Consider the following 19,765-nt stretch of genomic DNA (forward strand, 5'->3'; position numbering starts at 1 on the left):
GTCGGGTCCAGCCGTGGCCCCGGTGGGGCCGGAGCGTGCCGGTCAGTTGGTGATCGTCAGGCTCGTCTTCTCACAGTGCGTGCTGCTGCCCACGAGCGCGTCGGTGCTCGTGAAGCTCACGAGCCACGACACGGTGCTCGTCGTCGACACCTTGGTGAGCGAGTTCGTCGTCACCCGGGTCGCCGGCGAGGCGGCGTCCGTGAGCGTGAACGTCTCGGCGTCGCGCAGGATCGAACCGCTGGTCGCGCCGCAGTTGTCGCCGGAGTACAGCGTGAACGACAGCGTGCCGTTGAGGTTCGTCCCACCGGTGGAGGTGATGGTCGCCGAGTCGTTCGGCAGCCAGTTCTGGGCCGACGTGGCAGCGGTCGTGTCCTTCACCTGGAAGCACTCGCCGGTGCTGGCGTCGCTCGAACCCGTGTAGTTCGCGGTGTTCGAGGTGTAGACGGCCCGGAAGCACCACGTGCCGACGGCGTTCGCCACGACGGCGTTCGAGTCAGCCGTGGCGGTGTTGCCGGCACCGGGCGTCAGGGGCGTGACCGAACCAGCCGTCGTACCGCCGGTGCTGCACGTGCCGCCGTTGGCCGTGACCTGGGTCGGGTTGCACACGAAGAAGGCGACCGTCCCGGTCGGGCTGCCACCCGCTGCCGTGCCCGTCACGACCGCGTGGTCGGTGACGCTGGTGCCGACCGCCACGGGGGCCGTGATCGGCGTGGAGCCGACGCGCGGGGTGGTGACCGTGCCGGTGGAGGCCGGTCCGACAGTCACGTCCTCGTTGGTGTCGTTGCACGTGGCGTTGTGCGACTGGGTGTTGGTGTTCGGCGAGTCACCGCTGTACACCGCCTTCCAGTGGTAGTCACCCGCGGCCGTCGGCGTGAAGCTCGCGCTGTAGACGTTCGAGGCGGAGCTGTCGCCGCTGACCGTGGCCGACTGGTTCGCAGCCGTGACCTGGGTGCCGCAGCTACCGGTGCTCGGGCCCCACAGCGTGAATGCGATGGTGCCGCCGGCCGGGGTGCGCGCGCCCGGTGCGGACGTCTCGATGACGTTCGCGGTCGGCTTGGGAGCCGTGCCGGTCAGAGTCGCCGTGTCGGTGACCGCGGAGCCGAGCGTGACGTCCGAACCGGCCGTCGTCGACAGCGTCGGGGTCACCGGGTCGATGGTGAAGCACTCACCGGTGCTGACGTCGCTCGACCCCGCGATGCCCGAGGCCGGGACGCCGCTGTACACGGCCTTCCAGCAGAACCGCCCAGCGGAGGTGACCCACGCGCTCGGGGACACCACGGTCGCCGGGAAGGCGGAGCCGGTCACCGTGACCGGGGAGCCGATGGTCGTGGCGGTGGAGTCGCAGGTCGCGTTGGTGGTGTTGCTCGCCTTGCACAGGCTGAACTGCACCGTGCCACCCGGGGTGCTCGAGCCGCCGGCGAGGGAGATGAGGGCCGAGTCCTTGACTTGCAGCACACCGTCGGTCGTGATCGACCTGGCGGCGCTGCCGTAGTCCGACGTCGTCCCGCCGCTGACGATCTTGGGCGTGGTCACGGTCGTCGACGTGCAGCCGCCGACGGGCACAGTGGGCTGCAGGATCGTGTCCTTGTAGTCCGCGGTGTCGGAGTTGCCGGTGACGGTGCTCGGGATGACGTTCGCGAACGACCGGCATGCCTGGACGCCGCCGAAGACGGCGTCGGTCAGGTTGAGCGCGGCCTCGCCCCGGAAGCCGTCGGCGCTGTACGCAGCGGCGCTCACGGACGAGTTGAGCGGTGCCCCGGGCGGGCTGAGCACGAGGTTCGGCGCGGTGCCGGACCAGGTACGGAGGTAGAGGTCACGGCTGCCACCCTGCTGGTCCCACAGGATCATGAAGTCGCCGGCCTTGCGGTTGGCCCACGGGTTGCAGGTGTCGATGAGCTGCTGGTCGGTGGCCGTGGTGTACGCGCACGCGGCGGGCGGCGGGTCCTGCATGAACTCGTAGGCGATGAAGCCGCTGCCGCTGTTGCTGTCGCGCTCCCACGCGAAGTACAGCCAGTCGTCACCGTCGCTGTCCTTGGCCGAGTTCGTCCAGCCCTGGCGCAGGTCGACCTGCGCGTTGGGGTTGGTGAGGCCCAGGGTCGGCACGGCGTCGCTGTGGATGACGCCGATCTTCGTGGTGTTCGAGTTGAGCGGCCCGAGCTCCTTGACGGAGCCGAAGAGGTCGGGCAGGTTGTTCGCCCCGTCAGCCCCGGGGACGACGGCCGAGCCGTTGGGCCCGATGGTGAACGGAGGCGTGCTTCCGGCGAGAGCGGTGGGGGCGCTCAGTGCTGCCGCGCCGGCCGCGAGGGCGATGGCCGCCACGGTGCCGAGTAGTCTCCGGCGACGCCCACCCCCGTCCCGCCGCCTCGTCCCGAGTACTGTCCGAGCGAAGGGTGATCCGGCCATGAGCTGCCTCTCCAGGGTGCGGAGGAATCCCACGCCTGTCGACGCGGGTGGCTACCCGTACGGTCGCGCCGCATCCGCCCTCGGCCCCCAAGAGGCCCCCGTCTTCCCAGGGCAGCCGACCGGCGCGTGTGCGGCTACCCAGACATCGACGCTAGGGGCGATCTCGTGACGACGCACAGCAATCGGGGAAGTGGTCCCCTATGGGTGGAAAGTCGTGGACGAGGTCCGGAAAATCCTTGGATGGCAGGCTAATTCGTGACTCGCGGTGGCAGCCTCACACGGGGTGGCCGACGTGGGCCAGTGCCTGGCGCACGAGGACCCCGTGCGAGCCGCTCATGTCGGTGGACACCGAGATCGTCATGGCCTCCTCGGGCGTCACCCACGACAGGTCGAGGGCGTCCTTCTGGGGCCGGCAGTCGCCCATGACGGCGACGACGAAGGCGAGCGACACGGCGTGCTGGCGCGGGTCGTGGAACGGGGTCACTCCGGGCGTCGGGAAGAACTCGGCGACGGTGAAGGGCTGGGGCGAGAGCGGGATGCGCGGCAGGGCCATCGGACCGAGGTCGTTCTCGATGTGCCGCACGAGCGCGTCGCGGATCTTCTCGTGGTAGAGCACGCGGCCGCCGACCACCTCCTGGCCGATGCCGCCGTCGCTGTCGGCCCGCAGGAGCAGGCCGATGTGCGTCACCTGCCCCTTGTCGTCGACCCGGACGGGCACGGCGTGGACGTAGAGCATCGGCAGGCGCTCGCGGGCGTTGTCGAGGTCCTCGCGGCTGAGCCAGGCACCGGTCGTCTCCACTTCCGTCATGGCCACATAGTGCCAAACGCCGGCCGGCCCGCCCGGGACGGTCCGCCCCCAGCCTGTCGCGGGTCGTGGCCGGTGGTGGCCCGGTCGGCCCCGCCGCTCGACGCAGGCGGCGCGCCGCACAGGCTAGACTGGCGCGCACAGGCGTTCGAGCCGTCATCAGCGGCGAGCCTCCGGAAGAACCGACACCGCGAGCCGGCGGTGCTCCCAGTAGAACCGGACGGGTGGGCCCGTCACAGCCACGAACGAGCGGTCGCACGCGCCCCCGGGCCCGAGCGGCAAGCGGGGTGGTACCGCGGCGGAGACGTCGTCCCCGGCGCAGCAGCCGAGACCGCCGAGACCAGGAGCCCGCAGCATGACCTACCCCAAGGTCACCACGTCCGAGCCGACCTCCGAGCCGACGCCCGCCCGCAGCACCGGCGTCCCGTCGAACCCGCGCTTCCCCGAGATCGAGGAGCGCGTGCTGAGGTACTGGGACGAGGACGGCACCTTCATCGCGTCGGTCGAGAACCGCGACGCGGGCACCGATGGCGACAACGAGTTCGTCTTCTACGACGGTCCGCCCTTCGCCAACGGACTGCCGCACTACGGCCACCTGCTCACCGGCTACGTCAAGGACATCGTTCCCCGCTACCAGACGATGCGCGGCAAGCGCGTCGAGCGTCGCTTCGGCTGGGACACCCACGGCCTGCCCGCCGAGCTCGAGGCCCAGCGCCAGCTCGGCCTCAAGACGAAGCAGGACATCGTCGAGCTCGGCATCGACACCTTCAACGACGCCTGCCGCGCGTCGGTGCTCAAGTACACCGGGGAGTGGCGCGACTACGTCACCCGCCAGGCGCGCTGGGTCGACTTCGACCACGACTACAAGACGCTCGAGCCCGGCTACATGGAGTCGGTGATCTGGGCCTTCAAGCAGCTGCACGACAAGGGCCTGGTCTACGAGGGCTTCCGCGTGCTTCCCTACTGCTGGAACGACCAGACCCCGCTGTCCAACCACGAGCTGCGCATGGACGACGACGTCTACAAGATGCGTCAGGACCCCGCCGTAACGGTCGGCCTGCGCCTCGAGACCGGCGAGCTCGCGCTCGTGTGGACGACGACGCCCTGGACCCTCCCGGCCAACCTCGCGATCATGGTGCACCCCGACATCGACTACGTCGTCGTCGAGTCGGACTTCACGGGCACCACCGAGCGCTACGTCATCGCCGAGGCTCGGCTCGGTGCCTACAAACGCGAGCTGGGGGAGGACGCCGAGGAGCGGATCGTCCAGCGGCTCAAGGGTTCCGAGCTGTTCGGTCGTCGCTACACGGCCCCCTTCACGTACTACGAGGGCCACGAGCGGGCCCACCGCGTCGTCGAGGCCGACTTCGTCACGACCACCGACGGCACGGGCCTGGTGCACAGCGCCGGCGCCTTCGGTGAGGAGGACAAGCTCGTCACCGACCGCGAGGGCATCGCCCCCGTCGTGCCGGTCAGTGCCGAGGCCCGGTTCACCTACCCCGTCGTCGACTACGAGGGCATGCACGTCTTCGACGCCAACCTCCACATCATCGACCACCTCAAGGCCGCCACGCGGGGCGAGGGCGAGACCGGCTCGGTCACGCCGGGCACCGTGCTGCTGCGCCGGGAGACCTACGACCACAGCTACCCGCACTGCTGGCGCTGCCGGCAGCCGCTCATCTACATGGCGGTGTCCTCGTGGTTCGTCGAGGTCACCAAGATCAAGGACCGGATGCTCGAGCTCAACCAGGAGATCGAGTGGACGCCCTCGCACATCAGGGACGGCCAGTTCGGCAAGTGGCTGGCCAACGCCCGTGACTGGTCGATCTCGCGGAACCGCTTCTGGGGCAGCCCGATCCCGGTGTGGAAGTCCGACAACCCGGAGTACTCGCGCCTCGACGTCTACGGCTCCTTCGAGGAGCTCGAGCGCGACTTCGGCGTGCCCGTCACCGACCTGCACCGGCCCTTCATCGACACCCTGACGCGTCCGAACCCCGACGACCCGACGGGCCAGTCGACGATGCGCCGCGTCGAGGACGTGCTCGACGTGTGGTTCGACTCCGGCTCGATGAGCTTCGCCCAGGTGCACTACCCGTTCGAGAACGCCGAGTGGTTCGAGCACCACTTCCCGGGTGACTTCATCGTCGAGTACATCGGGCAGACGCGCGGCTGGTTCTACACGCTGCACATCCTCGCCACCGCGCTCTTCGACCGACCGGCCTTCAAGTCCTGCGTCAGCCACGGCATCGTGCTGGGCTCCGACGGCCAGAAGATGAGCAAGTCGCTGCGCAACTACCCGGACGTCTCCGAGGTCTTCGACCGCGACGGCGCCGACGCGATGCGCTGGTTCCTCATGTCATCGCCGATCCTGCGCGGTGGCAACCTCGTCGTCACCGAGCAGGGCATCCGCGACGGCGTCCGGCAGGTCATGCTGCCGCTCTGGAACGCCTGGTCGTTCTTCGCGCTCTACGCCAACACGGCTCAGGGCGGGGAGGGCTACGAGGCGAAGTGGTCGACCGCGTCGACCGACGTGCTCGACCGCTACCTGCTCGCCAAGCTGCGCGAGTTCGTCGGCGACATGACCGAGCAGCTCGACGCGTACGAGGTCGCGGCGGCCTGCGACACCATGCGTGGGTTCCTCGACGTCCTGTCCAACTGGTACATCCGCCGTTCCCGCGACCGCTTCTGGGGCGGGGAGACCGACGAGTCGCTCGCAGCCTTCGACACGCTGTACACCGCCCTCGAGACGGTGACGCGCGCCATCGCGCCGCTGCTGCCGCTCGTCACCGAGGAGATCTGGCGCGGCCTGACGGGCGGCCGGTCGGTGCACCTGACCGACTACCCCCTCGTCGACGACCTGCCGGCCGACCACGCCCTCGTCGTGGCGATGGACCGGGCGCGCGACGTCTGCTCGGTCGGCTCCAGCCTGCGCAAGGCCCGCCAGCTGCGCGCCCGCCTGCCGCTGGCCGCCCTGACCGTCGTCGTGCCCGAGCCGGACGCCCTCGAGCCGTTCCGCTCGATCGTCCAGGACGAGCTCAACGTCAAGGACCTCGCCCTCGTCGACCTCGCCACGGCGAGCGAGGCCGACTTCGGTGTCACGCAGCGCCTCTCCGTCAACGCCCGCGCGGCCGGCCCGCGACTCGGCAAGGACGTCCAGCTGGCCATCCGGGGCAGCAAGTCCGGCGACTGGTCGGTCTCGCCCGACGGCGTCGTGACCTCAGGCGGCCTGGAGCTCGCCGAGGGCGAGTACTCCCTCGAGACCGTCGTGTCCGGCGACGGCGCCGACACCGCGGCCACCGCGATGCTGCCCGGCGGCGGCTTCGTGGTCCTCGACACCGCCGTGACGCCGGCGCTCGCCACCGAGGGCGTGGCCCGCGACCTCGTGCGCGCGGTCCAGCAGGCCCGCCGCGACGCGGGCCTGCACGTCAGCGACCGGATCAGCCTGACGATCCAGGGCTCGCCGGAGGTGTTCGAGGCGACGGTCGACCACCGAGACCTCATCGTCGGCGAGACGCTCGCCGCACAGTTCGCGTCGGCCGGGCCCGAGCACGCCCTGCCCGACGGCGTGGGGACCCAGGTGGTCGTCGGCGACGACCACGCCGCGACGATCGTGGTGGAGAAGCGATGAGCCTGGCCAGCACCGGCACCCAGGGTCCGGGCGTCGAGGGCGTCGAGGTGCGCCCCGCGGTCGGCGACGACCTGTCCGGCGTCCTGTCCGTCGGACACCGCACGTGGCTCGCGACGTACGAGCCGCTCGTCGGCCCGGAGTACGTCGCCATGGGCCTGGCCAAGTGGTGGACGAGCGACGTCGTCGCCGCCTCGATCCGCAAGGGCCGCACCATCGTCGCCGTCGACGGCGACGACGTCGTCGGTGTGGCCACGTTCGGCCCGCAGGACGACGACTTCGTGCTGTGGAAGCTCTATGTGCTTCCCGACAACCACGGCAACGGCGTCGGCTCGCGGCTGCTCGATGCCGTCGTCGAGCGGGCCGTCGAGGGTGGGCACCCGCGGATCGTGCTGTCGCACATCGAGGGCAACAGCGGCGCGGCGCGCTTCTACGCGCGGCACGGTTTCACCGAGACCCACCGCGAGTCGGGTGGCTCGGACATGCCGGTGAGCGTCTGGATGGAGCGTCCGCTGCCGACGGCCGACGGCACCCGTACGGAGGACGCGTCGTGAGCGGCGGGCGGCCGGACGCCGCAGCCCAGGAGGCGGCCCGCAACCTCGAGGAGATGAAGCGCGTCCGCGAGATCGAGGAGGAGATCCTCGCGCGCGCCCCCGAGAACGACATCGGTCCCTCGCTCGAGCGCATCCGGGCCGTCATGGAGCTCGCCGGCGACCCGCAGCGGGCCTACCCCTCGATCCACCTGACCGGCACGAACGGCAAGACGTCGACGAGTCGGATGATCGACGAGATCCTGCGCGAGAGCGGGCTGGCGACGGGGCGGTTCACCTCGCCCCACCTGCACGACATCCGCGAGCGGATCACGCTGTCGGGCAAGCCGATCCCGCGCGAGAAGTTCATCGCTGCCTACGACGACGTCGCGCCGCTCATCGAGATCGTCGACGCGCGCTCCCTCGACGAGGGTGGGCGCCGGATGAACTTCTTCGAGGTGCTCGTGGCCGTCGCCTACGCCGCGTTCGCCGACGCTCCCGTCGACGTCGCGATCATCGAGGTCGGCCTCGGCGGGTCCTGGGACGCCACGAACGTCATCGACGCCCAGGTGGCCGTCGTCACCCCGGTCGACCTCGACCACACGCACCTGCTCGGCGACGACGTCGTGGCGATCGCCGAGGAGAAGAGCGGCATCATCAAGGCCGACTCGTTCACGGTGTCGGGCGTCCAGGACGAGGACGTCGCCCGGGTCCTGCTCGACCGTGTCGAGGAGGTCGGTGGCTCGCGGATCGTGTTCGAGGGCAACGACTTCGGCGTCCTCGAGCGCGAGGTGGCCGTCGGCGGCCAGCAGCTCTCGCTCCGCGGCCTCGCGGGTGACCACCCGGACCTCTTCCTGCCGCTGCACGGTGCGCACCAGGCGAGCAACCTCGCCACCGCCGTGGCCGCCGTCGAGGCGTTCCTCGGCGGGGGAGAGCAGGCCCTCGACACCGACGTGCTGCGGGCCGCGTGCGCGGCGATGACCTCTCCCGGACGCCTCGAGGTGGTCCGCCGCTCGCCGACCGTCCTCGTCGATGCCGCCCACAACCCGCACGGCGCGCGCTCGCTCGTCGCCGCGCTGGGGGAGTCCTTCACCTTCACCCGTCTCGTCGGGCTGGTCGGGATCGTCGCCGACAAGGACGCCGTCGGCATGCTCGAGGTGCTCGAGCCGGCCCTCGACCACGTCGTCGTGTCGCGCAGCACCTCGCCGCGGGCGCTCGACCCGGAGAAGCTCGGCGAGCTGGCCCGCGAGGTGTTCGGCGAGTCGCGTGTCACCGTGGTCGACGCGCTGCCCGACGCGCTCGAGCAGGCCGTGACCCTGGCGGAGCAGGACGGCATGGGCGGCGGCGTCGTGGCGACCGGCTCGGTCATCACGGCGGGCGAGGTGCGGATGCTCCTCGGCCACACCGAGGTGTGAGAGCCCGGGCGCGACCCGCCTAGGCTGACCCCCATGCACCCCTTCGTCAAGCTCGTCATCGTCGTCGCGGTCGTCGTCGCCGTCGTCGTGCTCTGGGGGCGCGTCGTCGGCCGCCGCGACCCCGACCGGAAGCCCGAAGGGCTCACCGACCGGGTGCGGGCCGCCGTGAGTCGCGAGATCAGTGCGGGGCACAAGATCAACGCCATCAAGGTCTACCGCGAGGCGACGGGCGCACCGCTGGCCGACGCCAAGAGGGCCGTCGACAGCTGGTTCGTGCCCGGCCAGGGCCCCGGGGTGCGCGACGCCGCGGCGTCGTTCACCGAGGGGCGGCTCACCGACGAGGCCCGGTCACGCATCAGCCAGCTCATCCTCGCCGACCGGCGCGAGGACGCCATGAGCCTCTACGCCGAGGCCACCGGCGCCAGCGAGACCGAGGCGCGCGCCATCATCCGCACCTGGGACACGGCCCAGGACTACTGACGCCACCGGCGTCGAGCCCCCTAGCCGCGACCCGCACGCGCCGCACGAACCGACCTCACGACCCGACCTCACCGACACCAGGACCGCACGCATGAACGCCCTCCGCCTGTACGGCACCACCGGAAAGTTCACGTGGCGCATGCTCGCCACCGTCCTCGGGGGCCAGTCGCTGTGCATCCTGCTGGGAGCGCTCGTGGCCCGCGGCGTCACCTCGGCGGCCGACGAACCGGGACGGGGCACCGCCTACCTCGTCGTCGGCATCGGCCTCGGCGCGCTGTGCGTCGTCGCCGCCGGCTCGATGCGGCGGCCGTACGGGCTGACGCTCGGCTGGCTCGTGCAGGTGCTGACGCTGGTCAGTGCCCTCGTCGTGCCGATGATGCTCGTCGTCGGGCTCTTCTTCAGCGCGCTGTGGATCACCTGCCTCGTCAAGGGGGCCTCGATCGACGCAGAGATGGCCCGCCGGGAGAGCGCGGCGAACGAGGGCCACGAGCAGCCGGAGGCCGGGGACGGCGCCTCCGGCCCGGCCGATAGGGTGGACGGGTGACCACGGAACGTTCTCTCGTCCTCGTCAAGCCCGACGGTTTCGGCCGCGGCCTCACCGGTGAGGTGCTGCGCCGCATCGAGGCCAAGGGGTACGTCCTCGCCGGCCTCGACGTGCTGACGCCCACCCGCGAGCAGCTCGCGAAGCACTACGCGGAGCACGAGGGCAAGCCGTTCTACGAGCCCCTCGTCGACTTCATGAGCTCGGGTAGGGTCGCCGCCGTCGTCATCGAGGGCCAGGACTGCATCAAGGGCTTCCGCGCGCTCGCCGGCGCCACCAACCCCACCGAGGCCCTGCCCGGCACGATCCGTGGCGACCTCGGCCGCGACTGGGGCACCAAGGTCCAGCAGAACATCGTCCACGGCTCCGACTCGCCCGAGTCGGCCGCGCGCGAGATCGCCATCTGGTTCCCCGCGCTCTGAGCCCCGCCGGCACCAGCAGGGCCACAGCGGCCTCGTAGGCAACAGGCGTCCACCGGCGTCACGGGGGTCACGCATCCGGCGACACTCGGCGGATGCGCTCGGTCCTGCCGCCGCGTCGCGACACAATCCCGGCCATGAGCACCTGGCCGGCCCTCGGACGCGACCTCGCGGTCGACCTGGGGACGGCGAACACGCTCATCCACGTCCGGGGCCGCGGCGTCGTGCTCGAGGAGCCGTCGGTCGTCGCCGTAGAGGCCGGCACCGGCCGCCTCGTCGCGGCCGGCACCCGCGCCAAGGAGATGCTCGGGCGCGCGCCCGGCACCATCCGGGCCGTGCGCCCGCTGCGCGACGGCGTCGTGTCCGACGCCGACGAGACCGAGCGGATGCTGCGCTGGTTCATCGACCGCGTCCGCACCTCGCGCCTCGTGAGACCGCGGATGGTGCTCTGCGTGCCGAGCGAGGTCACCGGCGTCGAGCGGCGGGCCCTCGAGGACGCCGCGACGCGCTGCGGCGCCCGCCGCGTCTACATGGTCGAGGAGCCGATGGCGGCCGCCATCGGGGCGGGGCTGCCGGTCTACGAGACGGCGGCCAGCATGGTCGTCGACATCGGCGGCGGCACCACCGACGTCGCCGTCATCAGCCTCGGCGGCATCGTCACGTCGACGTCGGTGCGGGTCGCCGGCGACGAGATCGACGAGGCGCTCGTCAGCCACGTCAAGAGCGAGTACTCGCTCCTGCTCGGCGAGCGCAGCGCGGAGGACCTCAAGGTCGCCGTCGGCTCGGTGTTCCCGCTGCGCGAGGAGCTGTCCACCCGGCTGCGCGGGCGTGACCTCACGACCGGGCTGCCCAAGACCGTCCAGGTCGGCTCGGCGGAGGTGCGCCGGGCCATCGAGGGGCCGGTGCTGCAGGTCATCGAGGTGGTCCGGGCGACGCTCGACGTCTGTCCGCCCGAGCTCGCCGGCGACATCCTCGAGCGGGGCATCACCCTGACCGGCGGGGGAGCGCTGCTGCGGGGCCTCGACGAGCGGATGCGCCACGAGCTCGGCGTGCCGGTGCACGTCGCCGACGACCCGCTCCGAGCGGTGGCGCGCGGCGCCGGCCGCTGCGTCGACGACTTCTCCAGCCTCGAGCGCGTCCTCGTCGGCGACCCGCGCGGCTGACCGTGGACGACCGCACACGCCGCCGCCTCCTCGGGCTGCTCGTGGCGGCCACCCTGGGGCTGCTCGTCGCCGACCTCGCCGGCTCCGGCGTGACCGACGCGGTGCGCCGTGCGTCCGGCGTCGTCGTCGGTCCGGTGCAGCGTGTCCTCGCCGGTGCGTCCCCCGGAGACCTCTCCCGCCTCGAGGCCGAGAACGTCCGCCTGCGAGCGGTGGTCGCCGACCAGCAGCGCGCACTCGACGACGTGGCACGCCTCCGGTCGGTGCTCGGGGCCGAGGTGCTTGCCACACACGCCTTCGTACCGGGACGCGTCGTCGGCACGGCGCTCGGGCCGCTGGGCGGTCGGAACCTGACGATCGACGTCGGCTCGCGTGACGGGGTCGAGCCCGACTCCACGGTGGTCGCGGCCGAGGGGCTCGTCGGGCGCGTCGTGTCGGTGTCGCCGTGGACGAGCGACGTGCAGGTGCTCGGGTCGACCGGCTCGGTCGTCGGGGTGCGCGTCGGTCCCGCCGGCACGCTCGCGACGGTCGCGGCGCCCGGCACCGCCGACCGCGAGGTGCGCCCGCGCGGGTCGCTCATCCTGTCGTTCATCCAGCCGGGCACGCCGGTCGTCGGCGACGTCGTCCGCACGCTCGGCAGTGTCGACGAGCGTCCTTACGTGGCAGGCGTCGTCGTCGGTACCGTCACCGACGTCGACGCGGAGAGCGGGCGGATGACCCGCACCGCCACGGTGCGCCCCGCGGTCGACGCCGACGCCATCGACGTCGTCGCCGTCCTCGTGCCGCGGGCCCGAGCCACACCACGCCCGGTGCAGCAGCCGGCCACCGGCGCCGCGACGGGAGCGGGGCGGTGAGGCCGACGCTGCTCGGCCTGCTGCGCGCCGCCTACGTCGTGCTGGCGGCGCTGGCGACGGCGACGCTGCTGCCCCGCCTCGGCGTACCCGACCCGTGGTTGCCCGACCTCGTGCTCCTCGGCGTCGTGACGACGGCGGTCCTGCGCGGCCCGGTGCACGGCGCCCTCGTCGGCCTGCTCGCCGGCTGGGTCGTCGAGCTCGTCCCGCCGGTCGGGTCGCCGCTCGGGCTGACGGCCCTCGTGACGGCGACCGGTGGCCTCGTCGCGGGCCTGTTCCACAGCCCGGCCTCGCGGTCGGGCCTGCGCCCGCTCGCCGCGCTCGTCGCGGCGGGTGCCGTCGTCGGCCTGGCCGGCGCCGTCACGACGCTGCTCGCGGAGGGGAACGTCGACGTGCTCGCGGGGCTGGCCCGCCTCGCCTCGACCGTGGTCGTCGGCCTGCTCACCGTGCCCGTCGCCGTCACGGCCGACCGGGCCCTCGTGCGACGGCGGCTCGGATGAGGGCACGGCCGGTCCGAGGACGCCCGCGGGCGCCGCGGCGTCGGGCGACCACGCACCCGCTGCGCGTCCGACGCGCCCCGCGCACCGGCGTCGTCGGTGTCGTCGTCGTGCTCGTCGTCGTCCTCTTCGGCCTGCTCGTCGGGCGCCTCGGTGAGCTCCAGCTCGTCCAGGGCCCCGAGCTGGCACGCGCCGCGACCACCGTCACCACCCGCACCGTCACCGACCACGCCCTGCGCGGCCGGATCCTCGACCGCAACGGCACGCCCCTCGCGACGAACACCTTCACGACGACCGTGACGATCGAGCGAGCCACTCTCGTGGGAGCCCCGGACGGTGGTCGGGCGCTCGTCACGTCGGTGGCCGCCGCTCTCGGGCTGCCGTTCCAGCGGCTGTGGGACAAGACCATGCTCTGCGGCACCCGGGGCGCACCGAGGGCACCCGCGTGCTTCAACGGCTCGCCCTACGTGCCGATCCCTGTGGCCACCCGCGTCGACGAGCGACGAGCCCTGACCCTCCTCGAGCAGCCGGAGAAGTACCCCGGCGTCGGGGTCACGTCCGAGCCGGCCCGCGACTACCCGCGTCCCGACGGCGCGCTCGCACCCCACCTGCTGGGCTGGGTCGCCCGGGCCGACGCGTCGGAGGTCAACGCCGGCGGGGGGCGCATCGACGCCGAGGACACCGTCGGCCGCAGCGGCCTCGAGCAGCAGTACGACGCCGCGCTGCGCGGTGCCAACGGCTCGACCGTCGTGGCCGTCGACCCGCGCGGGATCGTCACGGGCACGGTCTCGACGACGGCGCCGGTACCGGGCCGCGACGTCGTGACGCACCTCGACGCCCGCCTCCAGGCCCGCGTCGAGGCCGCCCTGTCCGGCGCCGTGGCCCGGGCGCGGACGCAGAAGCTGCCCGCCGACACCGGCGCCGCCGTCGTCCTCGACGTGACGAACGGCGCCGTCGTCGCCGCAGCCAGCTACCCGACCTACGACCCGGGGCTCTTCACCGGCGGGATCGGCTCGGTGCAGCTGGCCCGGCTGACCAGCGAGGCGGCCGGGGTGCCGCTGTCGTCGCGGCTCACCGCCCAGACCTTCCCGCCGGCGTCCACCTTCAAGGTCATCTCCGTCCCCGCCGCGGTCAACGCGGGCGCCCGCCTCGACGGACGCTACGACTGCTCGCCGAACGTCGACGTCGGCGGCCGGATCTTCAACAACTACGAGTCCCGTGGCTACGGCCTCATCGACCTCCACCGGACGCTCGTCGTCTCCTGCGACACCGTCTTCTACCGCCTCGCCTACGCCGCGTGGCTCGCGCAGGGCGGCCTCACCGCGCCCGCTTCGGCCCCCGACCCGTTCGTGGCCATGGCCCGGGCGTTCGGCCTGGGCCGGCCCACCGGCGTCGACCTGCCGGGGGAGGCCGCCGGACGCGTCGCCGACCGGCAGTGGAAGGAGGACACGTGGGCGGCCACCCGCGACACGACGTGCCGGCGCGCCCGCACCGGCTACCCGGAGGTGGCCCGCACCGACCGCGCCCGCGCCGCCTACCTGACCCGGCTGGCGAAGGAGAACTGCGCGTCCGGGTACCAGTACCGCGCCGGCGACGCCGTGAACTTCTCGATCGGACAGGGCGACACGGCGGTGACGCCCCTGCAGATGGCCACGGTGTACGCCGCCCTCGCCAACGGCGGCACGCTGTGGCAGCCGCAGGTCGCAGCCGCCTACCGGTCGGTCGACGGTGCCATCACCCCCATCGCGCCCCGACGCGTCGGCTCGGTGCCGCTCCGCCGCGACGTCGGCGCGTACGTGCGCGCGGCGCTCGCCGACGTGACGCGACCGGGCGGGTCAGCCGGGTCCGCGTTCGCCGGCTTCCCGCAGGGCCGCTACCCGGTGGCCGGCAAGACGGGCACCGGTGAGGTGTTCGGCAAGAAGGCGACCGCGTGGTTCGTCGGCTACGGGCCGACGACCCGGCCGAAGTACGTCGTGGCCGTCGTCGTGAGCCAGGGCGGTTCGGGGTCGAAGGTGGCGGCCCCCGCCGTGCGTGAGATCTTCGATGCCATCCTTGCCCTGAGGATGTGACCCACCGAACCGAGAGGCCGACGTGGACGACTACCTGAGGACCGACGCCCCCGTCGTCGAGGCCCTCGACCGGGCGTGGCGCCGCAGCCGGCTGACAGCGCGAACCCGCTTGTCCCGCTTGCGGTCTCGCGCGTTCCTGCTGCTCCAGAGCGCCATCGCGGCCGGGGTGGCGTGGTTCGTCGCGCACGACGTCGTCCAGCACGCCACCCCGTTCTTCGCGCCGATCGTGGCGATCGTCTGCCTCGGCATGTCCTACGGCCAGCGGGTCCGGCGCGTGCTCGAGGTCGCGGTCGGGGTGGCCGTGGGCGTCTTCACCGCCGACGTCTTCGTCCACTTCGCCGGCAGCGGCCCGTGGCAGATCACCGTCGTCGTGTTCTTCTCGATGGCCTTCGCCCTGCTCCTCGACGGCGGGCCGCTGCTCGTGACCCAGGCCGCCGTGCAGAGCGCCACCATCGTCGCGCTCGCGGCGAGCCCTGGCCAGGCGCTGTCGCGGTGGACCGACGCGCTCATCGGCGGCGCCGTCGCGCTCGTCGCGGCGGTCGTCGTGCCCCAGGCGCCGCTGCGCCGACCGCGTGTCGCCGCGGCCGAGGCCGTCGCCAAGATCAGCGAGCTGCTGCGCCAGGTGGTGCGGCTGGCGGACGACGGCGACGTCGACGGGGTCGCCCAGGTGCTGGCCTCGGCCCGGGGCACGGAGTCGCTCCTCCGTGAGCTGCGCCAGGCCGCGGACGAGGGGCTCGCCGTCATCACCAGCTCGCCGTTCTCCCGGCGCCGGCACGCACCCCGGGTGCGCTCGATGGCCGAGCTCGTCGAACCCCTCGACATCGCGATGCGCAGCACGCGCGTGCTCGTGCGTCGCGTGACCATCGCCGTGGGCCGGGGCGAGGACCTGCCGGACAGCTACCGGACGCTCCTCGGACGGCTCGCCGACGCCACCGACGTCATGGCCCGTGCGCTCGCCGAGAACGCAGCCGCGTCCGCGGGCCGCAGCGCGCTCGTCCAGGTCGCCGCCGAGATCGGCGACCTCCCGCGCACCTCGAGCCTGGCGACCGAGACCGTGCTGGCGCAGCTGCGGTCGCTGACCCTCGACCTGCTGCAGGTGTCGGGGATGGGCCTCGAGGAGGCCCACAACGCCATTCCCCCGGAGCGCGAGCGCGGCTGACGCATCCGCGTCGGGCGGCGTCGGGCGGGGGAGCGGACATGGCGAAGGGGCCGGGTCCGTGCGGACCCGGCCCCTCCGACCGGTGTGACGTGTGGCGCTCAGGCCGACGGCGTCAGCTCGTGCGGTCCCGTCTTCAGCTTCTCGACGCGGGGGTCGCCCGCGTCGGCGAAGTAGTCGGCCGGGATCGTCTCGTCGTGGCCCTCCGGCGCCTTCGCGGCACGGAGCACCAGCGTCAGCACGGCGGCGACGACGACGTTGATGGCGAACGCCGTGACGGCGATGTAGCCGAGCTGGCCGATGATCGGCATGTTGGCGACCGAGCCGGCAAAGTGCGCCCCGGTCGACTTGTTCGTCACGTTGTACGCGGCGACCGTGCCGTAGACCATGCCGACAGCCCAACCGGCGAGCAGGGCCCAGCGGTGGAACCAGCGGGTGTAGAGGTAGAACACCAGCGCCGGGAACGTCTGGAGGATCCAGATGCCGCCGAGGAGCTGGAAGTTGATCGCGTTGCTCTTGTCGAGCGCGAGCACGAAGACCAGCGCGAACGCCTTGACGACGAGCGAGGTGATCTTGCTGACCTGCGCCTCCTGCTTCGGCGTCGCGTCGGGCTTGATCCACGCCTTGTAGATGTTGCGGGTGAACGTGTTGGCCGCGGCGATCGACATGATCGCGGCGGGCACGAGCGCACCGATGGCGATGGCGGCGAAGGCGACGCCGGCGAACCACGCCGGGAACATGTCCTCGAACAGCTGCGGGATGACGAGCTGGCCGTTGACCTTGCCATCGAGGCCCACGGGCTTGGTGCCCGCGGCGATCGCGACCCAACCGAGGAGCGCGAGCAGGCCCAGCAGGAACGAGTACGCCGGCAGGATCGAGGCGTTCTTGCGGATCGTGTTGCGGCTCTTGGCCGACAGGCTCGCCGTGACCGAGTGCGGGTACATGAACAGGGCCAGGGCCGAGCCGAGGGCCAGCGTCGCGTAGGCCCAGTACGCCTTCGGGCCCGGGATGAACACGTTCGGGTTGCCCGTGGCCGCGTTCGTCGTCGTCGTCATCTTCTCCTTCGCCGCGTCGAAGACGTGGGCCCAGCCGCCGACCTTGGACGGCAGGTAGATGACCGCGACGATGATGACGAGGTAGATGAGGATGTCCTTGACGAACGCGATGATCGCCGGCGCGCGCAGGCCCGAGGTGTAGGTGTAGAGCGCGAGCACGAGGAAGGCGATGAAGAGCGGCAGGTCGTTCTGGACCCAGTTGCCGCCGCCGCCGACACCGGCGACCTCGAGGACGGCCTGGATGCCGACGAGCTGCAGGGCGATGTAGGGCATCGTGGCGAGGAAGCCGGTGACCGCGACCGCGAGCGACAGGCCGCGCGAGCCCGATCGGCCCTGGACGAAGTCGGCCGGCGTGACGTAGCCGTGCCGGTGCGACACCGACCACAGCCGCGACATGAAGACGAAGATGATCGGGTAGAGCACGATCGTGTACGGCACGGCGAAGAAGCCGTTGACCGCGCCGAAGGCCCACATCGCGGCCGGGACGGCGACGAACGTGTACGCCGTGTAGAGGTCACCGCCGAGCAGGAACCACGTGACCCACGTGCCGAAGCTCCGGCCGCCGAGGCCCCACTCTTCGAGGCTGTCCATGCTGGCCGGACGCCGCCAGCGTGCGGCCCAGAAGCCGGCGCCCGCGACGAGGACGAAGAAGAAGACGAGGACCGCGAGTGCGACGCCGTTGACTCCCTGGTTCATCGGGTCCCACCACCCCAGGTGCCGTTCGACGCGTCGCCGGTCGTGTCGTCGTCGACGTACTCGTCACCCTCCGGGTTCATCGGCCGGTGCGGCCGTGCCTTGAGGACGAGCCGGTAGGCCGTGTAGGTCAGGGCCGAGCAGAGGATGACCCAGAGGAACTGGTACCAGATGAAGAACGGGAACCCGCCGAGGCGTGGCTCGTCCTTGGCGTAGGTGCCGACGAGCATCAGGGCGACGATCGGGATCGCGAGGAGCACGCCGGCGACGGCCAGCATTCCCTTGTTCGCCGGTGGCGCCGAGTGTCGGTGCGGAGTGGAACTCACGCGGGTGACCTCCGTTGGTCGGGCCGGGTGGGTCCGGCCGTGCGTGTCGGAACGTACTCTCGCCTTTGCCCCGAATGTGGGGTGCGACACAGGCAGTTGCGGATCGACACCCGATTCGTGACGTCGCCGTCGGCTGGGGTGGAACCGCGGTCGGGACCACGTGCCCGCACGGATAAGGTGCCCTCATGGCTGATTTCGATGTCGTTGTGCTCGGTGCCGGTCCTGGTGGCTACGTCGCGGCGATCCGCGCGTCGCAGCTCGGCAAGAAGGTCGCCGTGGTCGAGAAGCAGTACTGGGGCGGCGTCTGCCTCAACGTCGGCTGCATCCCGAGCAAGGCGCTGCTCAAGAACGCCGAGCTGTCGCACACCCTGACGCACGAGAAGCAGAAGTACGGCATCGAGGGCGACGCCACGATGAGCTTCGGCCCGACGCACGCCCGCAGCCGCAAGGTGTCCGAGGGCATCGTCAAGGGCGTCCACTTCCTCATGAAGAAGAACAAGATCGAGGAGATCGACGGCTGGGGCACGCTGACCTCGGCGACCTCGATGGACGTCGCGCTCAACTCCGGCGAGAAGCGCTCGATCACCTTCGACAACCTCATCCTCGCGACCGGCTCGGTCACCCGGATGATCCCCGGCGTGCAGGTGAGCAAGAACGTCGTCACCTACGAGGAGCAGATCCTCGACCCCGAGCTGCCGGGCTCGATCATCATCGCCGGCTCGGGTGCCATCGGCGTCGAGTTCGCCTACGTCATGAAGAACTTCGGCGTCGACGTCACGATCGTCGAGTTCCTCGACCGCATGGTGCCGACCGAGGACGCCGACGTGTCCAAGGAGCTGCTCAAGCACTACAAGAAGCTCGGCGTGAAGGTCATGCTCGGCACCAAGGTCGAGTCCGTCGAGGACACCGGGTCGGGGGTCCGGGTGACCGTCAGCCCTGCCGCCGGCGGCGACCAGCAGGTGCTCGAGGCCGACCGCCTCCTGTCGGCCATCGGCTTCGCGCCGCGCACCGAGGGCTTCGGCCTCGAGGCGGCCGGCGTCGCCCTCACCGACCGCGGCGCCATCGCCGTCGACGAGTTCTGCCGCACCAACGTGCCGAACGTGTACGCCATCGGTGACGTCACCGCCAAGCTCATGCTCGCCCACGTCGCCGAGGCCATGGGCATCGTCGCCGCCGAGACCCTCGCCGGCGTCGAGACGATGGCCATCGACTACCGCTTCATCCCGCGGGCGACCTACTGCCAGCCGCAGATCGGCTCGATGGGCCTGTCCGAGGCGCAGGCCAAGGAGGCCGGTCACGACGTCAAGACCGCGACCTTCCCGTTCTCGGCCAACGGCAAGGCCATGGGCCTGGGCGAGCCGGTCGGCTTCGTCAAGGTCATCGCCGACGCCGAGCACAACGAGATCCTCGGTGCCGCCCTCATCGGCCCCGACGTCACCGAGCTGCTCCCGGTCCTCAACCTCGCGCAGACGTGGGACCTCACCGCCGACGAGGTGTCGCGCACCGTCTTCGCCCACCCGACGCTGGGCGAGGCCGTCAAGGAGGCCGTGCACGGCATCGCCGGCCACATGATCAACTTCTGACGCGTCGGAGCACCGGACGCGCGAAGGGCGCCCCACGGCACGAGCCGTTGGGGCGCCCTTCGCGTTCCCCCGCCTCCCGCCGCGCCCCTCCGGCCATCGAGTGAGCACCCAACCTCACGCGTCACAGGTTTGTTGGGGCTGGGGTGACGGGTGGGAC

At 71.8% G+C, this 19,765-nt stretch carries 16 protein-coding genes; 12 read left to right on the forward strand and 4 right to left on the reverse strand.

What is annotated here, in order from left to right:
• Positions 1 to 42 precede the first annotated feature (42 nt).
• Entirely contained in the window at positions 43 to 2,319 is a 2,277-nt protein-coding gene (locus RY076_RS07815) for a hemagglutinin (RefSeq protein WP_323097043.1), read from the reverse strand.
• Between the two features lie 358 nt (positions 2,320 to 2,677).
• Positions 2,678 to 3,211: an NUDIX hydrolase family protein gene (locus RY076_RS07820; protein ID WP_323097044.1), complete on the reverse strand. Its 534-nt coding sequence runs from the start codon at positions 3,209 to 3,211 to the stop codon at positions 2,678 to 2,680.
• A 352-nt stretch (positions 3,212 to 3,563) separates the two neighbouring features.
• Between RY076_RS07820 and ileS the strand changes: the two genes are divergently transcribed.
• From ileS to RY076_RS07875, 11 genes are all read left to right on the forward strand, one after another.
• Complete coding sequence (gene ileS / locus RY076_RS07825; protein ID WP_323097045.1) at positions 3,564 to 6,836, forward strand: isoleucine--tRNA ligase; 3,273 nt, start codon at positions 3,564 to 3,566, stop codon at positions 6,834 to 6,836.
• Positions 6,833 to 7,387 (forward strand): GNAT family N-acetyltransferase, encoded by a 555-nt coding sequence (locus tag RY076_RS07830; protein WP_323097046.1) that lies wholly within the window; start codon positions 6,833 to 6,835, stop codon positions 7,385 to 7,387. Before ileS ends, RY076_RS07830 begins: the two co-directional genes overlap by 4 nt.
• A 53-nt stretch (positions 7,388 to 7,440) precedes the next feature.
• Positions 7,441 to 8,778: a bifunctional folylpolyglutamate synthase/dihydrofolate synthase gene (locus tag RY076_RS07835; RefSeq protein WP_323097202.1), complete on the forward strand. Its 1,338-nt coding sequence runs from the start codon at positions 7,441 to 7,443 to the stop codon at positions 8,776 to 8,778.
• Between the two features lie 33 nt (positions 8,779 to 8,811).
• Positions 8,812 to 9,258, forward strand: coding sequence for a hypothetical protein (locus RY076_RS07840; RefSeq protein ID WP_323097047.1), 447 nt, complete (start codon positions 8,812 to 8,814; stop codon positions 9,256 to 9,258).
• Positions 9,259 to 9,349: 91 nt separating this feature from the next.
• On the forward strand, positions 9,350 to 9,802 hold the full coding sequence (locus RY076_RS07845; RefSeq protein WP_323097048.1) for a DUF4233 domain-containing protein: 453 nt from the start codon (positions 9,350 to 9,352) through the stop codon (positions 9,800 to 9,802).
• Entirely contained in the window at positions 9,799 to 10,221 is a 423-nt protein-coding gene (ndk, locus tag RY076_RS07850; RefSeq protein WP_323097049.1) for a nucleoside-diphosphate kinase, read from the forward strand. The genes RY076_RS07845 and ndk overlap by 4 nt, the downstream gene beginning before the upstream one ends.
• A 134-nt stretch (positions 10,222 to 10,355) precedes the next feature.
• The gene (mreB, locus tag RY076_RS07855; protein ID WP_323097050.1) at positions 10,356 to 11,381 is read left to right on the forward strand and encodes a rod shape-determining protein; all 1,026 of its coding nucleotides are present in this window, start codon (positions 10,356 to 10,358) and stop codon (positions 11,379 to 11,381) included.
• 2 nt (positions 11,382 to 11,383) lie between these two features.
• A complete protein-coding gene (mreC, locus tag RY076_RS07860; protein ID WP_323097051.1) occupies positions 11,384 to 12,232 on the forward strand; it encodes a rod shape-determining protein MreC in 849 nt (282 codons plus the stop codon).
• On the forward strand, positions 12,229 to 12,729 hold the full coding sequence (locus RY076_RS07865) for a rod shape-determining protein MreD (protein ID WP_323097052.1): 501 nt from the start codon (positions 12,229 to 12,231) through the stop codon (positions 12,727 to 12,729). Before mreC ends, RY076_RS07865 begins: the two co-directional genes overlap by 4 nt.
• Positions 12,726 to 14,795 carry a penicillin-binding protein 2 gene (mrdA, locus tag RY076_RS07870; protein WP_323097053.1) on the forward strand — a complete coding sequence of 690 codons (2,070 nt, stop codon included), beginning with the start codon at positions 12,726 to 12,728 and terminating at the stop codon, positions 14,793 to 14,795. Before RY076_RS07865 ends, mrdA begins: the two co-directional genes overlap by 4 nt.
• A gap of 22 nt (positions 14,796 to 14,817) precedes the next feature.
• Positions 14,818 to 15,954, forward strand: coding sequence for an FUSC family protein (locus tag RY076_RS07875; protein ID WP_323097054.1), 1,137 nt, complete (start codon positions 14,818 to 14,820; stop codon positions 15,952 to 15,954).
• A 98-nt stretch (positions 15,955 to 16,052) separates the two neighbouring features.
• Here RY076_RS07875 and mctP read toward each other — a convergent pair whose 3' ends face one another.
• Complete coding sequence (mctP, locus tag RY076_RS07880; protein ID WP_323097055.1) at positions 16,053 to 17,702, reverse strand: monocarboxylate uptake permease MctP; 1,650 nt, start codon at positions 17,700 to 17,702, stop codon at positions 16,053 to 16,055.
• Complete coding sequence (locus RY076_RS07885) at positions 17,699 to 18,025, reverse strand: DUF3311 domain-containing protein (RefSeq protein ID WP_323097056.1); 327 nt, start codon at positions 18,023 to 18,025, stop codon at positions 17,699 to 17,701. The genes mctP and RY076_RS07885 overlap by 4 nt, the downstream gene beginning before the upstream one ends.
• 185 nt (positions 18,026 to 18,210) lie before the next feature.
• Here RY076_RS07885 and lpdA point away from each other — a divergent pair, with 185 nt between their 5' ends.
• Positions 18,211 to 19,608 (forward strand): dihydrolipoyl dehydrogenase, encoded by a 1,398-nt coding sequence (lpdA, locus tag RY076_RS07890; protein ID WP_323097057.1) that lies wholly within the window; start codon positions 18,211 to 18,213, stop codon positions 19,606 to 19,608.
• The last annotated feature ends 157 nt before the right edge of the window (positions 19,609 to 19,765 follow it).

The organism is Intrasporangium zincisolvens, from assembly GCF_034724055.1.
Classification (GTDB): domain Bacteria; phylum Actinomycetota; class Actinomycetes; order Actinomycetales; family Dermatophilaceae; genus Monashia; species Monashia zincisolvens.

Excerpts from the sequence above, each read along its gene's own strand:
- RY076_RS07820 (WP_323097044.1), bottom strand. The coding sequence starts at position 3,211 with ATGACGGAAGTGGAGACGACCGGTGCCTGGCTCAGCCGCGAGGACCTC.
- ileS (WP_323097045.1), top strand. The coding sequence starts at position 3,564 with ATGACCTACCCCAAGGTCACCACGTCCGAGCCGACCTCCGAGCCGACG.
- RY076_RS07830 (WP_323097046.1), top strand. The coding sequence starts at position 6,833 with ATGAGCCTGGCCAGCACCGGCACCCAGGGTCCGGGCGTCGAGGGCGTC.
- RY076_RS07835 (WP_323097202.1), top strand. The coding sequence starts at position 7,441 with ATGAAGCGCGTCCGCGAGATCGAGGAGGAGATCCTCGCGCGCGCCCCC.
- RY076_RS07840 (WP_323097047.1), top strand. The coding sequence starts at position 8,812 with ATGCACCCCTTCGTCAAGCTCGTCATCGTCGTCGCGGTCGTCGTCGCC.
- RY076_RS07845 (WP_323097048.1), top strand. The coding sequence starts at position 9,350 with ATGAACGCCCTCCGCCTGTACGGCACCACCGGAAAGTTCACGTGGCGC.
- mreB (WP_323097050.1), top strand. The coding sequence starts at position 10,356 with ATGAGCACCTGGCCGGCCCTCGGACGCGACCTCGCGGTCGACCTGGGG.
- mrdA (WP_323097053.1), top strand. The coding sequence starts at position 12,726 with ATGAGGGCACGGCCGGTCCGAGGACGCCCGCGGGCGCCGCGGCGTCGG.
- mctP (WP_323097055.1), bottom strand. The coding sequence starts at position 17,702 with ATGAACCAGGGAGTCAACGGCGTCGCACTCGCGGTCCTCGTCTTCTTC.
- lpdA (WP_323097057.1), top strand. The coding sequence starts at position 18,211 with ATGGCTGATTTCGATGTCGTTGTGCTCGGTGCCGGTCCTGGTGGCTAC.